General features: G+C 70.3%; 13 protein-coding genes. 4 read left to right on the top strand and 9 right to left on the bottom strand.

The window, feature by feature from the left end:
• Positions 1-16: 16 nt before the first annotated feature.
• The 5 genes from Q9R08_RS09805 to Q9R08_RS09785 all read right to left on the bottom strand — a co-directional run bounded on the left by Q9R08_RS09805 (position 17) and on the right by Q9R08_RS09785 (position 9,507).
• Positions 17-5,974 (bottom strand): Ig-like domain-containing protein, encoded by a 5,958-nt coding sequence (locus Q9R08_RS09805; RefSeq protein ID WP_308867831.1) that lies wholly within the window; start codon positions 5,972-5,974, stop codon positions 17-19.
• Complete coding sequence (locus Q9R08_RS09800; RefSeq protein WP_308867830.1) at positions 5,974-7,113, bottom strand: serine/threonine-protein kinase; 1,140 nt, start codon at positions 7,111-7,113, stop codon at positions 5,974-5,976. The genes Q9R08_RS09805 and Q9R08_RS09800 overlap by 1 nt, the downstream gene beginning before the upstream one ends.
• 91 nt (positions 7,114-7,204) lie before the next feature.
• A complete protein-coding gene (locus Q9R08_RS09795; RefSeq protein ID WP_308867829.1) occupies positions 7,205-7,873 on the bottom strand; it encodes a spermidine/putrescine ABC transporter substrate-binding protein in 669 nt (222 codons plus the stop codon).
• A 72-nt stretch (positions 7,874-7,945) separates the two neighbouring features.
• Positions 7,946-8,473 carry a hypothetical protein gene (locus tag Q9R08_RS09790; RefSeq protein WP_308867828.1) on the bottom strand — a complete coding sequence of 176 codons (528 nt, stop codon included), beginning with the start codon at positions 8,471-8,473 and terminating at the stop codon, positions 7,946-7,948.
• Positions 8,474-8,517: 44 nt separating this feature from the next.
• On the bottom strand, positions 8,518-9,507 hold the full coding sequence (locus Q9R08_RS09785) for an ABC transporter (protein ID WP_308867827.1): 990 nt from the start codon (positions 9,505-9,507) through the stop codon (positions 8,518-8,520).
• Positions 9,508-9,646: 139 nt separating this feature from the next.
• Between Q9R08_RS09785 and Q9R08_RS09780 the strand changes: the two genes are divergently transcribed.
• Positions 9,647-10,252 (top strand): hypothetical protein, encoded by a 606-nt coding sequence (locus Q9R08_RS09780; protein ID WP_308867826.1) that lies wholly within the window; start codon positions 9,647-9,649, stop codon positions 10,250-10,252.
• 10 nt (positions 10,253-10,262) lie between these two features.
• On the opposite strand, the gene Q9R08_RS09775 is transcribed toward Q9R08_RS09780, so the two are convergent.
• Positions 10,263-10,877, bottom strand: coding sequence for a hypothetical protein (locus tag Q9R08_RS09775; RefSeq protein WP_308867825.1), 615 nt, complete (start codon positions 10,875-10,877; stop codon positions 10,263-10,265).
• 257 nt (positions 10,878-11,134) lie between these two features.
• Between Q9R08_RS09775 and Q9R08_RS09770 the strand changes: the two genes are divergently transcribed.
• From Q9R08_RS09770 to Q9R08_RS09760, 3 genes are read left to right on the top strand one after another with little or no spacing between them, the layout of a single operon-like run.
• Positions 11,135-11,923, top strand: a complete 789-nt coding sequence (locus Q9R08_RS09770) for a hypothetical protein (protein WP_308867824.1) — start codon at positions 11,135-11,137, stop codon at positions 11,921-11,923.
• The gene (locus Q9R08_RS09765; RefSeq protein ID WP_308867823.1) at positions 11,920-12,339 is read left to right on the top strand and encodes a phage holin family protein; all 420 of its coding nucleotides are present in this window, start codon (positions 11,920-11,922) and stop codon (positions 12,337-12,339) included. The genes Q9R08_RS09770 and Q9R08_RS09765 overlap by 4 nt, the downstream gene beginning before the upstream one ends.
• Entirely contained in the window at positions 12,339-12,989 is a 651-nt protein-coding gene (locus tag Q9R08_RS09760; protein ID WP_308867822.1) for a DUF3618 domain-containing protein, read from the top strand. Before Q9R08_RS09765 ends, Q9R08_RS09760 begins: the two co-directional genes overlap by 1 nt.
• Positions 12,990-13,094: 105 nt before the next feature.
• On the opposite strand, the gene rpoC is transcribed toward Q9R08_RS09760, so the two are convergent.
• From rpoC to Q9R08_RS09745, 3 genes are all read right to left on the bottom strand, one after another.
• The gene (gene rpoC, locus Q9R08_RS09755) at positions 13,095-16,967 is read right to left on the bottom strand and encodes a DNA-directed RNA polymerase subunit beta' (protein ID WP_308867821.1); all 3,873 of its coding nucleotides are present in this window, start codon (positions 16,965-16,967) and stop codon (positions 13,095-13,097) included.
• 41 nt (positions 16,968-17,008) lie between these two features.
• On the bottom strand, positions 17,009-20,509 hold the full coding sequence (rpoB, locus tag Q9R08_RS09750; RefSeq protein WP_308867820.1) for a DNA-directed RNA polymerase subunit beta: 3,501 nt from the start codon (positions 20,507-20,509) through the stop codon (positions 17,009-17,011).
• A 293-nt stretch (positions 20,510-20,802) separates the two neighbouring features.
• Positions 20,803-21,129, bottom strand: a complete 327-nt coding sequence (locus Q9R08_RS09745; protein WP_308867819.1) for a hypothetical protein — start codon at positions 21,127-21,129, stop codon at positions 20,803-20,805.
• Positions 21,130-21,186 lie beyond the last annotated feature (57 nt).

Here is a 21,186-nt window from a genome sequence, read left to right as displayed (position 1 = left end):
GGATGGATGCCGGTGGTCAGGGACCGGGGTTGCCGTTGTTCGGCTGGCAGTCGGCGCCGAAGGTCTTGGTCACGGGAGCGAGCCCCCAGCCCTGGGCGTCCCAGTTCACCGCCACCGTGATGCCTTCGACACGCGCCGCCTTGAGGGGGACGTCCCATGTGTCGGCGGTGTGGGGAAGCAGCGCGCCCTGCTCGTCGAAGTAGCGCAGCCCGGCGTTGCCGAACGTGAATGCCGCCGAGGACCCGTTCGGGGCGTTGGACGACTGCCCGCGAGTGCCGAGCGTGCCGCCGCCCACGCAGGAGGTGACCTCCCACGTGGCCTGAACCTGGTACGGGGCGCTGCCCGCGCGCGCGGTCACCGTGGACCATCCCGTGGCTGTGCCCCACCAGTCGTGGACGTAGCGGACCTGGATGCCGGGGCTCTGGCCGACCACCGACGTCGAGCCATTCCAGCCCGAGAACTCGGCGTGGTTGTGGTTGGGGATCTTCTCCGTGGTGGTGGGCTCCGCCCTGATGATCCAGTCGGCGCGCTGTCCGTTCACGTTCGGCGTGGCGTCGACGGCGAACGTCCACCCCTGCGGCGCCCGTCCGGACTGGTGCGCCCGCACGCTCGCCGTGGTCTCGGCTCGGCCGAACGACCTGTCGTCCCACCAGGATTCGACGCACATCCGGAAGGCGTACTCCTCGCCGTCAGCGAGGCCGGGGAACGTCGCCGTGGGACCGTCTTCGCTCACCGTGCAGCGCTGGCCGTCCGGGACGATGCCGTAGCGCAGGCGCGAGCCGTCGCCGTTGCTCACAGCGGACGCCGTCGCCGTGATGGTCGCCGTGCCGTCGCCGTTCGAGACGGAGCTGAGCGTCAGCTGCGGCGACAGCGGCCTGCCGATGCCGTTGGCCTGCACGGTGGCCGCGGCGCCGGAGGCACTGCCGCCCAGCCCGGGCGGCAGGTCGAAGCGCGAGTAGGGCGTCACGGTGATCAGCGAGCCGGTGTTGCTGCCGACGCGGTACCAGGGCACGTCGACGCGCGTGTCGTTGCGGCCCACCCCCACGCGCACCACCTCGCCGGCGGGGCTCGAGATCTCGAGGCTCCCCGTCTCGCCGGTCTCGATGCCGTCGATGACGAGCGACACGATGCCACCGGCACCGTCACCGGTGACGACCGGCGCGGCCGTCACCTTCGTCGGCGCCACGGGCGCGTCGTACGCCCACGCCAGCGTGCGGACGCTCCCCTTCGACTCGCCCACCCCATTGACTGCCCACGCCTCGTAGGTGCGCTGCTCCCCGTTCGGGGCGGCGACGGGCGGGCAGACGCCGTCGGCGGAGCACCGCGCGACCTCCTGGCCGCCCGAGCGGACGACGAATCCGGAGAGCGCCGGGTAGGCCAGACGCGCCTGTCCCGGGTCGACCCGCAGTGTTACGGTGCCGTCGGCGTAGGCCGCCTGGCTGATGCTCGCGGGCGGCTTGGGGTAGCCCAGCAGGTCCAGCAGCACCCGCCCGTCCCGCTCCGCGTTCGTCACCCGGCCCTGGGCGTCGCGCACCGAGAACGTGGCGGTGCACGTCGCCCCCGGGGCATCCGTCGTCCACGTCGCCGTGATCGACGTGGCCGATGCGACCTGGAATCCGACTCCGGCGCACGACCCCGTCGGCCGGACGCCGACGACTTCGAGCGGGGTGCGCGGGAGCGGGTTGACCTCGCCGCCCGCGCCGATGACCGGGATGGTGCACGACGATCCGGACGCCTGCGAGCACTGCTGCACGACGGACCCACCCTGCGGCAGGGTCGACGGCGCGGCGCCCACGCGGAGGATGAGGCGGGCGGGCGTCACCGAGGGGTGGCTCGTGACCGACACCAGCACGGCTTCCTCTGACCCCGGCACGGCGCGATCGGCGCCGGTCACGGTCACGGTGGAGCCCTCCTGCGTGACGTGGAACGCGGTGCCCGCGTGCTCGATCGCGTAGACGATGCCTGCCCAGTCCTCGCGGAGCTGCCACGTCGTCATGTTCTTCAGGTCGAACGAGGCGGTCTCGCCCGGACCGACGGTGATGGAGCCGGGACGCAACTCGGGCTGCGGATCCCGGGGGTGCACAACGATCGGCACCGAGAGGAACGTCCACTCCTCGTCGCCCGACAGCCGCACCGGCACCTGGCACGCATCCACCCAGGGGGCGCCCGCTCCCGCGTCGTAGCGGATGACCGTGCCGGACTCGATGGCGCACGCCGCCTCCGCACGGGCTCCCGAAGCCCGGACGTCGTCGCCGATCTCGATGACCGCGCCGCGTGGGCGTGCGACGAGGCTCGCCATGTCGAACGTCCCCGACTCGAGCTCGGTGACCTCGGGGGATGCCGCACCCGCGCGGAGCGTCAGCGCCAGGTCGTCGTCACCGGGCACGCGGAGGAACCCGTACGAGGTGACCTCACCGGCAGCGCTCTCGCCGGTCACGGCGAACGGGATGAGCTGTGTGGTCTCGGGGAGCGCGCCGCGCAGGCGCGAGCCCTGCACCGACACCCCCTCCGGGTCGCCCCAGAGCGAGAGCTCGAGGTCGCCGACGTCGCCGCCCGACCATGTCACCTTGCCGGCCAGCACGTCGACACCGCGCGGGAAGTCCTCACGGCTCTCGACGGTGAGGCTGGTGTCGGCGACGACCGGGTAGTCCGGCACGCTCTCGCGCACCACCCGCACGACGATGAGGCCGCGCCCGGTGTTGCCCGACGAGGACTCCACGTCGTAGAGGAACGACATCGTCGCCGGTTCGTCGCCCGCGGCGATGCGGACCGTCGCGTCGTCGACGGCGACGATCTGGTCGCCGAGCCGCTCGTACTCCGGGTTGTCGCTGCCGTCGACGAGGGTGGCCGGCACGTCGGGACGGATGTCGGTCACCCGTAGCTCGCCCATCGTCGGATCGACGTCGTTCGAGAGCGGGCTCACGCGGATCGTGTTGCCGTCGCCCGCCTGCACCTGCACGTAGTCGGTGAAGGTCACCGGACTCGGGTTGGCCTCGCTGTCGAGCACGCCCACCCGGACGGTGCCCTCGGCGGTCTCGCCGAACGCGTCGACGACGCGGTAGCGGAACGACACCTGCCCGCTGTCGCCCGGGACGCTGGTGTACATGATCGACGCCCCGTCGGCCGTGATCGTGGCGGCCCCGCGCTCCGGCTGGGCGACGATGCGGTCGAGGGTCACGACGTCGCCGTCGGGATCCATGCCGAACCCGTCGAATTCGATCAGCGCGGACTGGCCGCTCAGCACGCGGCCCTCCAGGGTGTCGGCCGTCGGCGCGCGGTTGGCATCGGCGTCGATGACCCGGACCCGCACGGTCGCGGTGTCGGCGAGCGTCGGGGCACCGGTGGTGAACACCGAGTACTCGATGCCGTACTCGCCGGGCTCGCCGGGCGCCAGGTAGCGGAGCAGGTCGCCCGACGCGAACGCCAGCGCGGCATCCGACGACGACCGCACGGACGCGGGGTTGAGGGTCGGCAGGCCGCCCGAGGGCGAGATGTCGTTCTCGAGCACCGGGATGTCGATCTGCGCGCCGGCGCGCACCACGACGGTGTCGTCGACGGCGATCGGCGCGAGCTCGGGCGCCGGAGGCAGCAGGTACACCGTCGCCTCGCCCTGGACGCTCGCGCCGGTGTCCTCGGTGCCGTCGCTCACGACGTATGAGACCGTGCCGAGCCGGCCGGCGGCGCCGTCCGCGGTCGTCCCCGACACCCGCAGGTGGTTCTGGCCGACTCCATCGACCGACAGCGTCGCCCCGTCGTCCGCTCGCGCGGTGACGTCGCTCAGCAGCAGCACGCGACGGGTCGGATTGGAGACCGCGTCGAAGACCTCGAGCGTGGCGTCCTGCTGGGGGTGCACGAACGCCACCACGGGCGAGGTCGACAGCTGTGCGGGCGCGTCGGCGGGCAGCAGGGTGATCCGTGCCGTGCCCGCCGCCTCGGTGACGCCGTCGGTCACCGTGAAGTCAACGCGGAACGTGCCGGGGTTCTGAGCCGTGAAGTCGAACGATGTCGAGCCGCCCACCACGGTGGCGGTGGCCGCCGCGTCGTCGAGCACGCGCACCGACTCGAGCGAGAGCGTGCCCGCCGTGCCGGTGACATGGTCGGCGACGTCCACGGTCATGCCCGATGCCACCGTGTCGGTGACGGCGAACGACTGCGCGGCCAGCTGCGGCTGCGGCGACACCTTCACGATGAGCGACTTCACGGCCGTCTGCCCCTGCGTGTCGGCCACGGTGACCGCGAGCTCGATGAGCTGCTCACCGCCGTCGCCGGTGTCGCTGTGCTGGTAGACGACATCGCCGCCCGGGGTCGCCGCGACGCTTCCGGTCCCCGTCGCGTTCTCTACCGAGAGCAGCAGGAGCGGGTCACCCTCGGGGTCCACCCAGCCGGGGAGCACGGGCACGGTCACCGTGCCGCCGCGCGCGACCTCCGGCTGCGGCCACTCGACGAGGCAGCGCTCGACGCCGCACCACTCCGGCGCCGATTCGGCTGCGGCATCCGCCACGGTGAGGGTGACCGTCGTGGTCTCCGACAGCAGGCCGTTCTCGGTCGTACCGTCGGTGACGGCGTACGAGAAGGTGGTGGAGCCCGTCGCGCCGGGTTCCACGCGCACCGCGAGGCGCTGGTCGTCGTCGGTCACGGTCACGGTGCCGAAGGCGGGATCGAGGCCGGCGACCGATGCGGGATCGATCGTGAGCACGTCCTCGTTCGGGTCGTGATCGTTCATCAGCACCGGCAGCGAGGCGAGCGCCCCGGCGCGCACCCCGAAGGCGTCCGGCTCGGCGATCGGGGGCTTCGGGTCGAGCACGACCTGCAGCTGCTCGCCGCTCGGCACCGCGTCCGGATCGGTGCGGTCGTCGAGGCTCCAGTCCTGGCTCGAGGCGATGAGGGCGCCGTCGGGCACAGACCACGCCCATCCCGACCGCGTGTCGTTGAGGATGACGGAGGAGTCGCTCGCGACGAAGACCGGGCGGACCTGGTCGCCCATCGCCTCGGCGCCGTAGTCGAGCACGACCGTCGCGCCGTTCGAGCGCCACAGCAGCCCGCCCGCGTCGCCCGTGCCGAGCCAGGCGGCGTACGTCTCGCCGTCGTGCGTGACCGGCTGTGCCGGGGTGCCGAGCACCGGGCCGGCGCCGCCGCCGACCTCGGTCGTCATGCTGGAGCCATCAGCCGGCATACGCACGAGCGCAGTGTCGTCGGCGAGGTACACGTCGGTGCCGGTCGCGTCAGGCGCACCGACCACCACGGTGCCTGTCGTCGGCGTCCGGACCGGGCCGTCCTGCCCCCGCAGCCAGACGTCGCCGTCCTCGGTGTCGACGACGGCCCACGTGTCACGCGCGGCGGTGATCGCCGGCACGGCGAGCCCGTCGGCGTCGAAAGCGTCGCGTCCCCGCACCTGGCCGTCGGGGATGTCGTAGCGCAGCACCGAGCCGTCGGCGCGCGAGTACGCGAACAGCACCCCCCGGGCGTCGACGGCGATCGCCTCGGCGGTGTACTGCGGCGTGTCTTCGTCGTCGGTGCGGAACGGATCGAGCTGGGATGCCGAGCCGCTGGAGAGCCTCCCCGCGAACACCGCCCCCGAGTCGGTGAGATACGCCACGTAATCGCCCGCGGTCACGACCTCGGTGGTGCCGGGCGGCGTCTTCTGCGACGCCTGCAGCGCCTCTTCGTCGAGATCCGCGGGCATCGCTGCATCGATGCGGGTGAGCGTGCTGTAGCTGTCGCTGAACAGGTACGCGGCGTCCCCCGTCTGCACGACCTGATCGGGATTGCTGATGCTGCGGACGGTGTCGAGCTCGCCGACCGAGGTGTTCACCCGCGCGTAGCGCCTGCCTTCGCCGGTCTGCAGCGCCCACACCGCCGTGTCGACCTCGGGCGTCTCCTGCGCGTCCAGGCCCGGCCACACGATGCTGACCCCGATCACGGCGGCGACGACCGAGCCGGCGGCGACGAGGCCGGTGATCGTGCCGCGGCGCATCACAGCACCCCCGCGGCCAGCAGCGCCACGACGACCGCGCCGGCGCCGGCGACCACTCCCGCACCGATGCCGACGACCCACGGCAGCGTGCCGCCGCCCCGTCGCCTGCGCGCGGCGGAGATCTCGGTGTCCTCGTCACGAGCGAGGGCGGCGACCCCGGTGCCGGCCCGGGACTTGCGGGTGAGGTCGCGTTCGATGTGGGAGCGGGCCGGTCCGCGCAGCGCCGAGTCGCCGAAGTCGACCGGACCGGATGCCGGTGACCATTCCGCGTCGGGGATCTCGAGCGGCGTCGGCGAGAGACCGAGCCCGGCCTGCACCTCGCGCAGCGCCTCGCCGAACGCCCGCGCCGAGTCGTAGCGGCGACCCGGGTCGCGGCTCATCGCCGTGGCGAGCACAGTCTGCAGCGATGCCGGGACATCGGCGCGCGGGATCTCGACATACGTGGCACGCGCGATGCGCCGCCGCAGCAGCTCCTTGGTGTTCTGGCCGCGCTCACGCCGCTCGAACGGGCTGTGACCCGCGAGCAGCGAGTACACGGTCGCGCCGATGCTCCACACCTCGCTCGAAACGGTGCCACTGGTCTGCTCGGCCACGACCTCGGGCGAGCTCCACGGGATCGACATCGCCAGCACCTCGCCGCCGCTCTTGCGCTGCAGCGAGGCGGAGATGCCGAAGTCGGCGAGCACGGGGGTGCCGAACGTCGTGATGAGGATGTTGCTGGGCTTGACGTCGCGGTGGATGAGCCCGGCGCGGTGCGCCGACTCCAGCGCGCTCGCCATGCGCACGCCGATCGCGAGCACCTCTTCGACGGGGATGCGCTCCACCCGGTAGCGCTGCGCGAGCGAGCCGGGGCAGTACTCCATGACGATGTACGGACGCCCGTCGGCCGAGATGCTGGCCTGGTAGACCGTCACGATCGAGGGATGGGCGGACAGGTGCGCCAGCACGTCGGCCTCGGCGTTGAACATGCGCCGCAGCTCGGGGTCGCGCACGTCGCTGGGCATGACCTTGACCGCGACGTTGCGGCGGGGCATGTCCTGCTCGTACAGGAAGACGTCGGCGAATCCGCCGGAGCCGAGAGGGCGGATGTAGGCCAGCCCGGGGAGTATCGGGGGCGCCGAGGGAAGCCGTGTGGCCACCACACCTCCCCCGCAGTCCGCTACCTTGACACGACCCGTGCCGTCGTGACGGCAACAAACCTGGCCATGCTAACAAAACCACCTGCGGGAGTCAGTCCAGACGGGGGGCGTCGCCGGAGTCGTGCGGGTCGAACGGCGCGTCGAGCGACTTCGTCAGATCCGCGAGCATCGCCTCGATCTGGGGCTCGACGAACTCGCCGACCGCGGCCTGGATGCGCAGGCGGTGGTGCAGCAGGATGGTGCAGACCTCGCGTCCGACCATGTTGGCGTAGTCGTCCGCGAGGCCGACCTCCTGGCGGAGCGCGGCCTTGGCCTCCTCGGTCAGCGGCGGCAGGTCCGGAACGTGCGCGTCGGCCTCCTCGGCGAGACCGGCGATCGTGAACAGGAACGGCGCACCGGGCACCGGTTCAGGATCCAGCGGCAGCCCCTCGAACTCGGGATCCAGCCCCTCGCCGGGACGATAGCTGCGCGCCCGGTTGCGGGCCGCCTGCTGGTCGAGCTCGGTCTGCAGCATCGGGAGGTTCAGCGCCGTGTACTCGGCCACCGAGCGGTCGACGATCGTCTTGATCCGGGTGGAGAGCCCATGCTGCACACCGTGCGGGACATCGGCTCCGAGCCCCGCCGCCGACAGCACCGGCGACCCGAAGCAGCGCCGGCACGGGGCGGTGCGGCCGCGGTGCGTCGCCGGCTCCCATCGCGGCAGCCAGGCGAGCCAGGCGTCCACCGCCTGGCTGACCTGGGTCTCGAGCGACCGCTCCACCCGGTCAACGCTAGTACCCGACATCTGTTTTCGCCCGGATTCCCGCGGTTTCCGGCGGCGCGAACATCCGGATCACTCGTCGTAGTCGTCCTCCCAGGGCCAGCGGGGACGATGCGCGCGCGTGCGCACGAGTGCGATGCCCGCCCACGCCGATACGAACGCGGCGGCCGCCACCGACACCCCGAACCACGACGTCGCCAGGCGGCCGGCGACGGCCGTCGCCACCCCCAGGTCCGCCCCGGTGAACAGTGCCGCGAACCACACGCCCCCGACGTAGGCGAGGAACGCCGCTGCGGTGGTCCACGCGGCACCCCAGTAGGACGGATGCCGCGCCGCGGCGCTCCCGCCCGGCGGACCGCTGCCGGCGCGCGCGATCGCCGCCCACAGCCCGCCCGCGAACGCGAGCGTCGCGCACACGACCCCCGCCGCCCCGGGAATCTGCCCGAGACCGGGCGTCGCGATCACGTCCTCGGCGAGGATGAGGCTCGTCATGCCGAGCCCGAAGATGGTCAGCGCGACGAAGCCGATCGTCGCGAACGCGAGGGCGATCGGCGGCCGCACGGGACCCGCCGACGCTGCGCCTTCCCCGCCACCGGCCATGCCGCCAGCCTACGTCGGCGGCCTCCGGGGCGGGCGGGATGCGGCTACGCGCGGACGAGCTGCGGCCCCGCCTCGAGCGTGCGCTCGTACTCGCGCTGCGCCTCGATGTTGAGCTCGGTGACGCGCTTCGCGCGCGATGCCGCCCACGCCCCGAACCAGATGGTCAGCTCGCGCCCGATGACGAACGCGGCGATCGCCAGGGGCGTGAGCAGCTCGGCCTCTGCGAGGTCGCCGCCCTCGGTCGCGGTGAGCTCCCAGAACGGCGCCTGGAAGAGCGCGCCGAGGATGTGCCCGCCGTATGCGGCGACGCCGACCAGGATGCCGAAGACCACCCATGCGCCCCACCGCCCGCGGTTGATGATCGCACCCAGCAGCCAGAACGCGAAGAAGAAGACCACGACCGGCACCCACAGCGACCAGGTGCCCAGGGCGCCGACGACCGTCGTGCCGACGTTCTCGCCGGTCAGGTCGCCCTCGATCGCGTCGATGCCGAGCCAGACCGCGAGGTAGAGCACGGCGAACGCGAGGGCGGCGAGGAGGCCGATGGCGCCGGCTGCCGCACGGTTGCCGCGCGGGCGCGGCGCTTCCGGCGCCTGGACGAAGATGGGCTGCGGCGCAGCAGCGGCGGCGGCGACGACCGTCGGCTCGGCGACGACGGGCTCGCTCGGGGTGACGACGGGCGCGGCGACGACGGTCGGTGCGTCGTCGGCGACGGGTGCCCCTGTCGACGTGTAATCGAGGGATGCCGCCTCCGGCGATGCCCACGGGTCGGGCTCCGCGTCGGCCGGGGTGTCGGTGGCCGGGGCCGCGGCCTCGTCGGCCGGGACGACGGCGGGCTCGTCGGCGACGGCCGGAGCGCTCGCGTCGTACGCATCCGCAGGGGTCGATGCGGGTGCGGTGGAGCTGTCGGCGTCGACCGCGTCACGGCGGGCGGCCTCTGCATCGGCGAGGCCTTCGTTCGCACGACCGACGACGTCGTCGACGCCGTTGGGCTCTTCGACGGGCTCGCCGTAAGACGACTTGGGGTCACTCATCGCAGGCACTCCTCACGCAGGGCCAATCCCTGCAGTGGCAGAGTAGCCCGCGGGCCCACGCAAGCCGCGGAGGCGTGCCGGAGGAATACGCGCCCGAGTCGCAGCGTCCGCCGGCGGACGGCGCCACTACCCTGGGCCCATGGCAACACCTGCGCGAGCGCCTCGCGGCGGCCGGCGCGCGGCGGCAGCGGCATCCGTCCTCCTCGCGCTCGCCGTGCTGACGGCGTGCGCACCCGACGACGCGCCCTCCGGCGACGGCTTCACGTACTCCCCCACCCCCACGACGGACGCCCCCGCGACGCCGACCCCGACACCGTCGGCGACCCCGCTGGCCGATATCCCCGACGACTGCCGCGCGATCCTCACCGCCGACGTGCTCGCACAGCTCGAAGGCATCCCGCTCAACGACCCCGCCTTCGGGTCGTCGGGGCCGCAGCCCGACGGCGGCCTCGTGTGCGTGTGGCGCGACCCGGCCACCGACACCACGGGTCTGGTCACGACCATCACCTACATGTCGCGCGGCCCCGCCCTCGACATGCTGAACAAGCTGGTGACCGATGATGGCTATACCTGCTACACGCCGGACGGCGGCACCCGCTGCGAGAAGACCTGGCAGAACGAGACCTATCCGGTGACCGACGGGCGCACCCTCTTCTGGCGCGACGACATCCTCATCGACACGACCTATTCGAACCTCGCACCCAGCGGCTACACGGGCGCGGTCGTCGCGAGCATCTTCGGCTGATCCGGCCTGATCAGCCCCACACGGTGCGATCGAGCCGGGAGCCGTAGTCGTCGGGGTGCCACTGCGTCTCGACGCTCACGAGCCACAGCCCGTCGCGCAGCGTGTGCTCCTCCCGCACCGAGCCCTGCGTGCGCGCGCAGACCGTCGCCAACCCGGCGGCATGGCATGAGAAGCCGTCGCCCGAGAGCGCGGCCTCGGCGATGGAGGCGGCATCCGGGTCGACCTTCGACAGCGTCGTGACGATGCCGCCCGTGTCGAACCGCCAGGTGCAGGTGACCAGCACGTCGGGAGCCGCCGCGTCGGCGAACGAGGTCGCCGTGGTCGCCGGCGGGCCGAGGGACTGGCCGAGGAGCGAGCCCGGCCGCCATGTCAGTTCGTTCCACAGATCGTCGGAGTAGAGCGTCCGGCAGTCGATCGCGCCGCCGTCCGCCGCCGTCTGAGCCGGAGTCCGCTGGGGTGTGGCGCTCGGCTGCGGCGCTGTCGCGTTCCGCAGCGTGTCACCGACCCACGCCGCCGTCACCGGCAGCATCGGCAGGGACAGCCATACGAGCGCCCCGACGACCGCCCCGCACAGGATCCCCGCGGGCACGGCGATCCACGCATTGCGACCGCCGATCCGTGCCATGGGGCCCCCACCTCCGCCTCCACGGTAAGCCGGAGGGACTGCGGCATCGCCGCGGCGCGCGCGCGAGGGCGCGAGGAGGTTGCGAGACCGGTCGCACCGCCTCCTCGCGGCGTCGGGCTGTGAAGGATACTCCGCCGGTGCTCCAAGTGCCACCCTCTCTTCACATCGGGGTTCATGACCGACGGTTGTGGGCACGGCGGATCTTCGAAGCCCGGCACATCGCCGGCCCGACACCGCACGTGAGATGGAGGAGGAGCATGTCGACTTACGACACCGATCCGTATGCGAACCAGAGCACGGGTTCAGGCCAGAGCACAGGCTCAGGCGACGTCAAGGAGCGCGCGGTCGAGACCGTCGCAGAGGTGGACGCGGGTGCCAAGTACGTGGCCGGCGTCGCCGGCGAAGAGGCCAAGGGCGTGGCGCACGACGCGAAGGATGCCGCTCGCGGGTTCCTTCACGAGACCCGCACGCAGCTGACGGACCAGGCATCGACCCAGCAGCGCCGCGCCGCGGGAGCACTGCGGAGCACGAGCGACGAGCTCGCGGGGCTGGCCGACGGCACGGCAACAGGCTCGGGAGCGGCGACGAATGCCGTGCGCGCCGTCGGTGAGCAGACCCGACGCGTCGCCGACTGGCTGGAGCAGAGAGAACCTGCCGACGTGGTCTACGAGGTCCGGACCTTCGCGCGCCGGCACACGGGAGCCTTCCTGGCCATCGCGGTCGGAGTGGGCCTCGTCGCCGGTCGCCTCACCCGGGCGCTCGTCTCCGACGCCCGCGACAACGATCGGGCCACGGGCGGAACGGTCCGCGCACCGGGCGGCGCACAGTCCCGTCTCGTCACCGGCTCGCCGACGGTCGCAGGCGGCACCACCGCCGGTGCCGCCGGGACGGCTGCCGGTGCGGGCACGGTGGGAGCGACGGGTTACGAGGGGGACACCCCCATCGGCGACGCCCTCTCGGGCGACCCGCTGACCACGAGCGCCAACCCCGATGTGACCGGCGGAGCAGGAGACGAGTGGTCCGCCGCGGGAGAGGTACGACGATGACGGACATGCCCACGCCGTCTCAGCAGAAGGCGGCCGAGACATCGCTGGGAGAGCTGGTCGGCGAGGTCTCGCGTGACCTGTCCGACCTCATGCGCAAGGAGCTCGAGCTCGCGAAGGCCGAGCTCTCCGAGTCGGCCAAGCGCGCCGGTGCCGGCGCAGGGCTCCTCGGCGGCGCGGGATACGCCGGCGCGATGGCCGTCTTCTTCCTGTCCGTCGCCTTGTGGTGGGGTCTCGGCGACCTCATCGACAGCCTCGGCTGGTCGGCCGTCATCGTGGCGGTCCTCTGGGCCATCGTCGCCGCCATCCTTTACGCCGTCGGGCGCAAGCGGCTGAAGACCGTGCAAGGGGCGCCGAAGACGGTCGAGACCGTCAAGGAGATCCCCGACGCGCTCAAGAGAAATCAGGAGAACCGATAATGAGCAACGCAGATCAGATCCGCGCCGATATCGAGGTGTCGCGCGACGAGCTGGGCCGGGATGTGGACGCACTCGCCGACAAGGTCTCGCCCCCGAAGATCATGGAACGTCAGAAGACGCGGGTCCGGCAGGTGCTCGGCGACGTCAAGGGCCGCGTCATGGGGGTCGCCGACGACATCGGCGACTCCGCATCGTCGGCCGGCCACACGGTGGGCGACAAGCTCGGCGCGGCGGGTGACGCGGTGAAGGACCTGCCGAACAAGGCCAGGCAGACCACGCAGGGCACGCCGCTGGTGGTCGGCCTCCTCGCCGCCGGCGTCGGCTTCCTCGTCGCGAGCCTCATCCCCGCGACGGACGCTGAGAAGCGCTGGAGCACCCAGCTCCGCGACCAGGCGCAGCCGCTCGTCGACAAGGCCGTGGACAAGGCGAAGGACGCCGCGCAGGAGGTGGCGGGGAACCTCAAGGAGCCGGCGAAGGATGCCGTCAACCAGGTGAAGGATTCTGCCGCCGCATCCGCCGAGACCGTGAAGGAGGAGGCGCAGAGCACCGCCGAGCGGGTCAAGGAGAACGTCGCCCCGAGCAGCGGTTCGACGGGCGCGACCGGCACCACCGGCACCACCGGCGACACGGGGCTGCCGACGCAGTACTGAGTCGCGGCATCCGCCCGCAGTGAACGGCGAAGGGCCCCGGCGTCATGCCGGGGCCCTTCGTGGTGCTGCGTCTCGGCCCGGTCGCTCGGCGACCGGACTCAGGACTCAGTTGTAGTCGGTCGTGAAACCGTCCGTCGAGAAGCTGTCGAAGTCGACGTAGCTCAGGTCGGCGTCGGTGTACGCGCCGTCCGAGGCGAAGATGCGGTTGGGGTACCGCTCGCTCTTGGCCTCCTCCGTCGCCTCGACCGTGACATCGCGGTACTTCGCGAGGCCCGTTCCGGCGGGGATGAGCTTTCCGATGATGACGTTCTCCTTGAGGCCGACGAGCGGGTCGCTCTTGCCCTCCATGGCCGCCTGCGTCAGGACGCGGGTGGTCTCCTGGAACGACGCGGCCGACAGCCACGACTCGGTCGCGAGCGACGCCTTCGTGATACCCATCAGCTCGGGACGACCCGACGCGGGGCGCTTGCCCTCGGCCACGGTCTCGCGGTTGATGTTCTGGTACTTCTTGAAGTCGACCAGCTCGCCCGGCAGCAGCGTCGTGTCGCCGTGGTCGACCACGGTGACCTTCCGCAGCATCTGACGGACGATGACCTCGATGTGCTTGTCGTGGATCGGCACGCCCTGCGAGCGGTACACGCCCTGGACGCCGTTGACGAGGTACTTCTGGACCTCGCGGGCGCCCTGCACGCGCATGACCTCCTTGGGGTCGAGCGTGCCGACCTGGAGAGGCTGACCGACCGTGACGCGCTGCCCGTCCTCGACCAGGAGCGTCGCGCGCTTCAGGACCGGGTAGACGTGCGGCTCGTCGCCGTTGTCGGGCGTGAGGATGACCTTCTTCGACTTCTCGGTCTCGTCGATCGTGATGCGGCCATCGGCCTCGGCGATCGGCGACGCACCCTTGGGGGTACGGGCCTCGAACAGCTCCTGCACGCGGGGCAGACCCTGCGTGATGTCGTCGGCCGACGCGGAACCACCGGTGTGGAAGGTACGCATCGTCAGCTGCGTGCCGGGCTCACCGATCGACTGGGCCGCGATGATGCCGACGGCCTCGCCGATGTCGACGATCTTGCCGGTCGCGAGCGAGCGGCCGTAGCACTTCGCGCAGACGCCGACCGCCGAGTCGCAGGTGAGGACCGAGCGGACCTTGATCGACTCGACACCCGCACCGACGAGCTTGTCGATGAGCACGTCGCCGACGTCCTCACCGGCGGAGGCGACGACCTCGCCCTTCGGGTCGACGGCGTCGGCCGCGAGCGTGCGGGCGAACACCGAGTTCTCGACGTTCGCGTCGCGCACCAGCGCACCGTCGGCGCCGGGGGCGGCGATGGTGAACTCGAGGCCCTTGGTCGTGCCGCAGTCCTCCTCGCGGATGATGACATCCTGCGAGACGTCCACGAGACGACGGGTCAGGTAACCCGAGTCGGCCGTACGCAGAGCCGTGTCGGCCAGACCCTTGCGGGCACCGTGCGTCGCGATGAAGTACTCCGCCACCGACAGACCCTCGCGGTACGACGAGATGATCGGACGCGGGATGATCTCACCCTTGGGGTTGTTCACCAGGCCTCGCATACCCGCGATGTTGCGGATCTGCAGCCAGTTACCACGAGCGCCCGACGAGACCATCCGGTTGATGGTGTTGTCGGCCGGGAAGTTGTCCCGCATCGCCTTCTGGACCTCGTCGGTCGCCTCGGTCCAGATCTTGATGAGCTCCTGACGACGCTCGGCGTCGGTGGTGAGACCCTTCTCGAACTGCGCCTGGACCTTCGCGGCCTGCTTCTCGTAGCCCGCGACGATCTCGCCCTTGTTCGGGGGCGTGAGGATGTCGCTCAGCGCCACCGTGACACCCGAACGGGTGGCCCAGTAGAAGCCGGCGTCCTTGATGCGGTCGAGCGAAGCCGCGACCTCCACCTTCGGGTACTCCTCGGCGAGCTTGTTCACGATCTGCGACAGCTTGCCCTTGTCGGCCTGCTCGCGAACGAACGGGTAGCCCTTGGGGAGCGTGTCGTTGAAGATCGCCTGGCCGAGCGACGCGTCCACGAGGCCGTGGCGCTCGTAGCCCTCGGGAGCCTCGCCCTCGAGGAAGGCGAGACCGGGGATGCGGATGCGGACCTTGGCCTGCAGGTCGAGGGTGCCCTCGTCCTTGGCCAGGATCGCCTCGCCGACCGAGCCGAACACGCGACCCTCACCGGCGGCGCCCTCCTTGACCGTGGTCAGGTGGTGCAGACCGATGATCATGTCCTGCGAGGGCAGGGTGACCGGGCGGCCGTCCGACGGCTTCAGGATGTTGTTCGACGCCAGCATCAGGATGCGGGCCTCGGCCTGAGCCTCGACCGACAGCGGCAGGTGCACGGCCATCTGGTCGCCGTCGAAGTCCGCGTTGAAGGCGGCGCAGACGAGCGGGTGCAGCTGGATGGCCTTGCCCTCGACGAGCTGAGGCTCGAAGGCCTGGATGCCGAGACGGTGCAGCGTGGGCGCACGGTTGAGCAGCACGGGGCGCTCGCGGATGATCTCCTCGAGCACGTCCCAGACCTCGGGACGCGTGCGCTCGACGGCGCGCTTGGCCGCCTTGATGTTCTGCGAGTGACCGAGGTCGATCAGGCGCTTGATCACGAACGGCTTGAACAGCTCGAGAGCCATCTGCTTGGGCAGACCGCACTGGTGGAGCTTGAGCTGCGGGCCGACGATGATGACCGAACGGCCCGAGTAGTCCACGCGCTTGCCGAGCAGGTTCTGACGGAACCGGCCCTGCTTGCCCTTGAGCATGTCGGACAGCGACTTCAGCGCACGGTTGCCCGTGCCCGTCACGGGGCGACCACGGCGGCCGTTGTCGAACAGCGCGTCGACGGCCTCCTGCAGCATCCGCTTCTCGTTGTTGACGATGATCTCGGGGGCACCGAGGTCGATCAGGCGACGGAGGCGGTTGTTGCGGTTGATCACGCGACGGTAGAGGTCGTTCAGGTCGGAGGTCGCGAAGCGGCCACCGTCCAGCTGCACCATCGGGCGCAGCTCCGGCGGGATCACCGGGACGACGTCGAGCACCATCGAGGCCGGGCTCATGCCGGTCTGCAGGAACGAGTTGACGACCTTGAGGCGCTTGATCGCGCGGATCTTGCGCTGGCCCTTGCCCTCCGAGATCTGCAGGTGCAGGTTCTCGGACTCGGCCTTCAGGTCGAACGCCTCCAGGCGACGCTTGATCGACTCCGCGCCCATGTGGGCCTCGAAGTACTGACCGAAGCGGTCCTGCAGCTCGTGGAAGATCTCGTCTTCACCCTTGAGCTGGCCGACCTCGAGCGTGCGGAAGTCCTCCCACACCTTTTCGAGGCGCGTGATCTGGTCGTCGGTACCCTTGCGGATGCCGGCCATCTCCTTCTCGGCGGCGTCCTTGACCTTCTTCTTCTGGTCGGCCTTGGCACCCTCCTCCTCGAGCGCGGCGAGCTCCTCCTCCAGCTTCTGGAGGCGAGCGGCGACACGCGCGTCGCGGCGGTCTGCGAGCGTCTTCAGCTCGAGACGGATGTTGTTCTCCTGCGTCGAGAGGTCGCGGTGGCGCGCCTCCTCGTCCACCGAGATCACCATGTAGGCGGCGAAGTAGATGACCTTCTCGAGGTCCTTCGGCGCCATGTCGAGCAGGTACCCGAGGCGCGACGGGACGCCCTTGAAGTACCAGATGTGCGTGACGGGCGCGGCGAGCTCGATGTGGCCCATGCGCTCACGGCGCACCGAGGACTTGGTGACCTCGACGCCGCAGCGCTCGCAGACGATGCCCTTGAAGCGGACGCGCTTGTACTTGCCGCACGCGCACTCCCAGTCGCGCGAGGGTCCGAAGATCTGCTCGCCGAACAGACCGTCCTTCTCGGGCTTCAGGGTGCGGTAGTTGATGGTCTCGGGCTTCTTGACCTCGCCGTAGGACCAACGACGGATGTCGTCAGCGGTGGCCAGGCCGATGCGAAGCTGATCGAAAGTGGTTGATTCGAGCACTGGTTCTCCTGTGTCGGAAATTCGTTCGTTACCTGGCGCGCTTAGATCTCGTCGATCGACGACGACTCGAAGCGGCTGGAGATGTTGATGCCGAGCTCCTCCGCGGCACGGAAGGCGTCGTCGTCGGTGTCGCGGAGGTTGACCGCCGTGCCGTCGGCCGAGAGGACCTCGACGTTCAGGCAGAGCGACTGCATCTCCTTCATGAGCACCTTGAACGACTCGGGGATGCCGGGCTCCTGGATGTTCTCGCCCTTGACGATCGCCTCGTACACCTTGACGCGGCCGAGGATGTCGTCGGACTTGATCGTGAGGAGCTCCTGCAGCGCGTACGCGGCGCCGTAGGCCTCGAGGGCCCACACCTCCATCTCACCGAAGCGCTGACCGCCGAACTGCGCCTTACCACCGAGCGGCTGCTGGGTGATCATCGAGTACGGGCCCGTCGAGCGCGCGTGGATCTTGTCGTCCACGAGGTGGTGCAGCTTCAGGATGTACATGTAGCCGACCGAGATCGGAGCCGGGAACGGCTCGCCGGAGCGGCCGTCGAACAGCTGCGTCTTGCCCGAGGAGTCGATCAGGCGCTCGCCGTCGCGCGTGGGGAGCGTCGAGTCGAGCAGACCAGCGATCTCCGCCTCGAACGCACCGTCGAACACCGGCGTGGCGACCTTGGTGCCGGCCGGCGCCTCGAAGGCCTGCTCCGGCAGCTGGGCGGCCCACTCCGGGATGCCCTCCACCTTCCAGCCCTGCTTGGCGATCCAGCCGAGGTGCAGCTCGAGGACCTGGCCGAAGTTCATTCGACCGGGGATGCCGAGCGGGTTCAGGATGACCTGGACCGGCGTGCCGTCCGCGAGGAACGGCATGTCCTCGACGGGCAGGATCTTCGCGATGACGCCCTTGTTGCCGTGACGACCGGCGAGCTTGTCACCCTCGGTGATCTTGCGCTTCTGGGCGATGTAGACCACGACGCGGCGGTTGACGCCCGAGCCGAGCTCGTCGTCGCCGTCCTCGGCGTTGAACTCCTTGACCGCGATGATCGTGCCCTGCTCACCGTGGGGCACCTTCAGCGACGTGTCGCGGACCTCGCGGCTCTTCTCGTTGAAGATCGCACGCAGCAGGCGCTCCTCGGCCGACAGCTCGGTCTCGCCCTTCGGCGTGACCTTGCCGACGAGGATGTCGCCGGGACGGACCTCGGCGCCGATGCGGATGATGCCGCGCTCGTCGAGGTCCTTCAGCAGGTCGGGGCTCACGTTGGGGAGATCACGGGTGATCTCCTCCTTGCCGAGCTTCGTGTCGCGGGCGTCGACCTCGTACTCCTCGATGTGGATCGAGGAGAGGGTGTCGTCCTTCACCAGGTCCTGGCTGAGGATGATCGCGTCCTCGAAGTTGTGACCCTCCCAGGTCATGAACGCGACGAGGAGGTTCTTGCCGAGGGCGAGCTCGCCGTTCTCGGTCGCGGGACCGTCGGCGATGACCTCGCCGGCCTCGACGCGCTCGCCGGCCGAAACCACGACGCGCTGGTTGTAGCTCGTGCCCTGGTTGGAGCGGTCGAACTTGCGCAGGAAGTAGTCCTGGGTGCCGCCCTCGTCGAGCTGCACCGTGACGACGTCCGCCGAGACCTCGACGACGACACCGGGCTTGTCGGCGGTGACGACGTCACCGGCGTCGATCGCGGCGAAGCCCTCCATGCCCGTGCCGACCACCGGCGACTCCGAGCGCAGCAGCGGAACCGCCTGACGCTGCATGTTCGCACCCATGAGGGCGCGGTTCGCGTCGTCGTGCTCGAGGAACGGGATGAGCGAGGTCGCGACCGAAACCATCTGGCGCGGCGAGACGTCCATGTAGCCGATCTCCTCCGAGTGGAAGAGGTCGACCTCGCCGCCGTTGCCGCGACGGGCGAGGACGCGGTCCTGTGCGAAGCGGCCGTCGGCCTTCAGCTCGACACCGGCCTGCGCGACGATGTAGTCGCTCTCCTCGGAGGCGGTCAGGTAGTCGATCTGGTCGGTGACCTTGCCCTCGACAACGCGGCGGTACGGCGTCTCGATGAAGCCGAAGGCGTTGATGCGCGCGAACGAGGCGAGCGAACCGATCAGGCCGATGTTCGGGCCTTCCGGAGTCTCGATGGGGCACATGCGGCCGTAGTGCGACGGGTGGACGTCGCGGACCTCGACGCCTGCGCGCTCACGCGACAGACCGCCGGGGCCGAGTGCCGAGAGCCGGCGCTTGTGCGTCAGACCCGCGAGCGGGTTGTTCTGGTCCATGAACTGCGACAGCTGCGACGTTCCGAAGAACTCCTTGATCGCGGCCACGACGGGGCGCACGTTGATCAGGGTCTGCGGCGTGATCGCCTCGATGTCCTGCGTGGTCATGCGCTCGCGGACGACGCGCTCCATGCGCGACAGACCGGTGCGGACCTGGTTCTGGATGAGCTCGCCGACCGCGCGGATGCGACGGTTGCCGAAGTTGTCGATGTCGTCGACGTCCAGGCGGATCTCGGCGGGCTTGCCGCCGCGCACGCCGTCGAACGTGACGTCGCCGCGGTGCAGGCGGACCAGGTACTTGATCGTGGCGACGATGTCGTCGACGGTCAGCACGGAGTCGCTGAGCGGCTTGTCGAGACCGAGCTTGTGGTTGATCTTGTACCGGCCGACCTTGGCGAGGTCGTAGCGCTTCGGGTTGAAGTAGAAGTTGTCCAGGAGCGCGCGGGCGGCCTCGGCGGCGACCTGCTCGCCCGGACGGAGCTTGCGATAGATGTCGCGGAGCGCGTCTTCCTTGCTGAGGATGGTGTCCTTCGACAGCGTCTCCTCGATGGAGTCGAAGCCGGCGAACTCGGCGAGGATGTCCTCGCTGGTGAGGCCGAGCGCCTTCAGGAAGACGGTGACCGACTGCTTGCGCTTGCGGTCGATGCGGACGCCGACCTGGTCGCGCTTGTCGATCTCGAACTCGAGCCACGCACCGCGCGACGGGATGACGCGCGCCGACACGATGTCCTTGTCGGACGTCTTGTCGGGGGTCTTGTCGAAGTAGACGCCGGGCGAACGGACGAGCTGCGACACGACGACGCGCTCGGTGCCGTTGATGATGAACGTGCCCTTGCCGGTCTGGAGCGGGAAGTCGCCCATGAAGACCGTCTGCGTCTTGATCTCACCGGTCTGGTGGTTCATGAACTCGGCCTCGACGTAGAGCGGGGCGGCATACGTCTTGCCGCGCTCCTTGCACTCCTCGATGGAGTACTTCTCGGGCTCGAGGTACGGGTTGGTGAACGAGAGCTGCATGGTCTCGCTCAGATCCTCGATCGGCGAGATCTCCTCGAAGATCTCCTCGAGACCGCTGATCTCGGGCACGTCGGTGCGACCGTCGGCCTTCGCCTGGGCGACGCGGGCCTTCCAGGCCTCGTTGCCCACGAGCCAGTCGAACGACTCGGTCTGCAGCGCGAGAAGGTCGGGGACCGTCAGCGTGTCGGAGATCTTGGCGAACGAGAGGCGGGATGCTCCGCGTCCGTTCTTAGGGGTGGTGGTGGGGTTGGATGCGTTGCGCGCAGCAGCCAAGGGGATTACCTCCGTGGGCCCGTAGGGCTCGTTTCCTTGTCGTCAGGTGGAGTGCTCTCTTCCCCGAAACCCGCGCGGCACTCCTCGCGTGAACGCGGGGGGGCGCAGGCACAGCCGACCACCATATGAGGGCAGGGGGAATCCAAGAGCGCAAAGACCCACTATACGTCGAACGACGCGCCGTGTCCAGTCGGATCCTTGACGACTTTTGGATGCTGCGGTATAACCCCGCGCAACGCAGCGCCCGCGCACCAGGCCAGTGGCCGGAGCGCGCGGGCGCGACGTGCTGCTGCCTACTTCTTGCCCAGGTTTCCCTTGCAGGCCATGCCCGGGTTCACGCCCACGTCGATGCCCGCGCTCACGAACATGCCGTAGCTCTGGATGCCTTTGTAGCCGTTCTTCTGGTTGCCCCGCATCGCGAGCATGTCGTCGTCGAAGCCTTCGGGGTTGCCCTCGACGCTGTCGATCGTGTCCTGCCCCGAGAACGCGCACTCCGATGCGGAGTTGTTGGCGCCCTGCGCCTCACCGCCGTTCCCGGTCGCCTCTCCTGCCATCGCGGCTCCGCCGCTTCCGAGCACCAGCCCGATCGTCACCACCGCGCACGCCAAGCTCTTCTTCATCGCATTCCCTTCCCCATGGTGACGCCCGAAGCCCCGGATCGGACGAACGGCGTCCCC

The organism is Microbacterium psychrotolerans (genome assembly GCF_031085295.1).
In the GTDB taxonomy this organism is placed as follows: domain Bacteria; phylum Actinomycetota; class Actinomycetes; order Actinomycetales; family Microbacteriaceae; genus Microbacterium; species Microbacterium psychrotolerans.
This window is presented reverse-complemented; position numbering and strand designations above follow the sequence as displayed.

Coding starts and splice junctions, on each gene's coding strand:
- Q9R08_RS09760 (WP_308867822.1), top strand. CDS start 12,339: ATGAGCAACGCAGATCAGATCCGCGCCGATATCGAGGTGTCGCGCGAC.
- Q9R08_RS09780 (WP_308867826.1), top strand. CDS start 9,647: ATGGCAACACCTGCGCGAGCGCCTCGCGGCGGCCGGCGCGCGGCGGCA.
- Q9R08_RS09790 (WP_308867828.1), bottom strand. CDS start 8,473: ATGGCCGGTGGCGGGGAAGGCGCAGCGTCGGCGGGTCCCGTGCGGCCG.
- Q9R08_RS09745 (WP_308867819.1), bottom strand. CDS start 21,129: ATGAAGAAGAGCTTGGCGTGCGCGGTGGTGACGATCGGGCTGGTGCTC.
- Q9R08_RS09775 (WP_308867825.1), bottom strand. CDS start 10,877: ATGGCACGGATCGGCGGTCGCAATGCGTGGATCGCCGTGCCCGCGGGG.
- Q9R08_RS09805 (WP_308867831.1), bottom strand. CDS start 5,974: ATGCGCCGCGGCACGATCACCGGCCTCGTCGCCGCCGGCTCGGTCGTC.
- Q9R08_RS09785 (WP_308867827.1), bottom strand. CDS start 9,507: ATGAGTGACCCCAAGTCGTCTTACGGCGAGCCCGTCGAAGAGCCCAAC.
- Q9R08_RS09770 (WP_308867824.1), top strand. CDS start 11,135: ATGTCGACTTACGACACCGATCCGTATGCGAACCAGAGCACGGGTTCA.
- Q9R08_RS09765 (WP_308867823.1), top strand. CDS start 11,920: ATGACGGACATGCCCACGCCGTCTCAGCAGAAGGCGGCCGAGACATCG.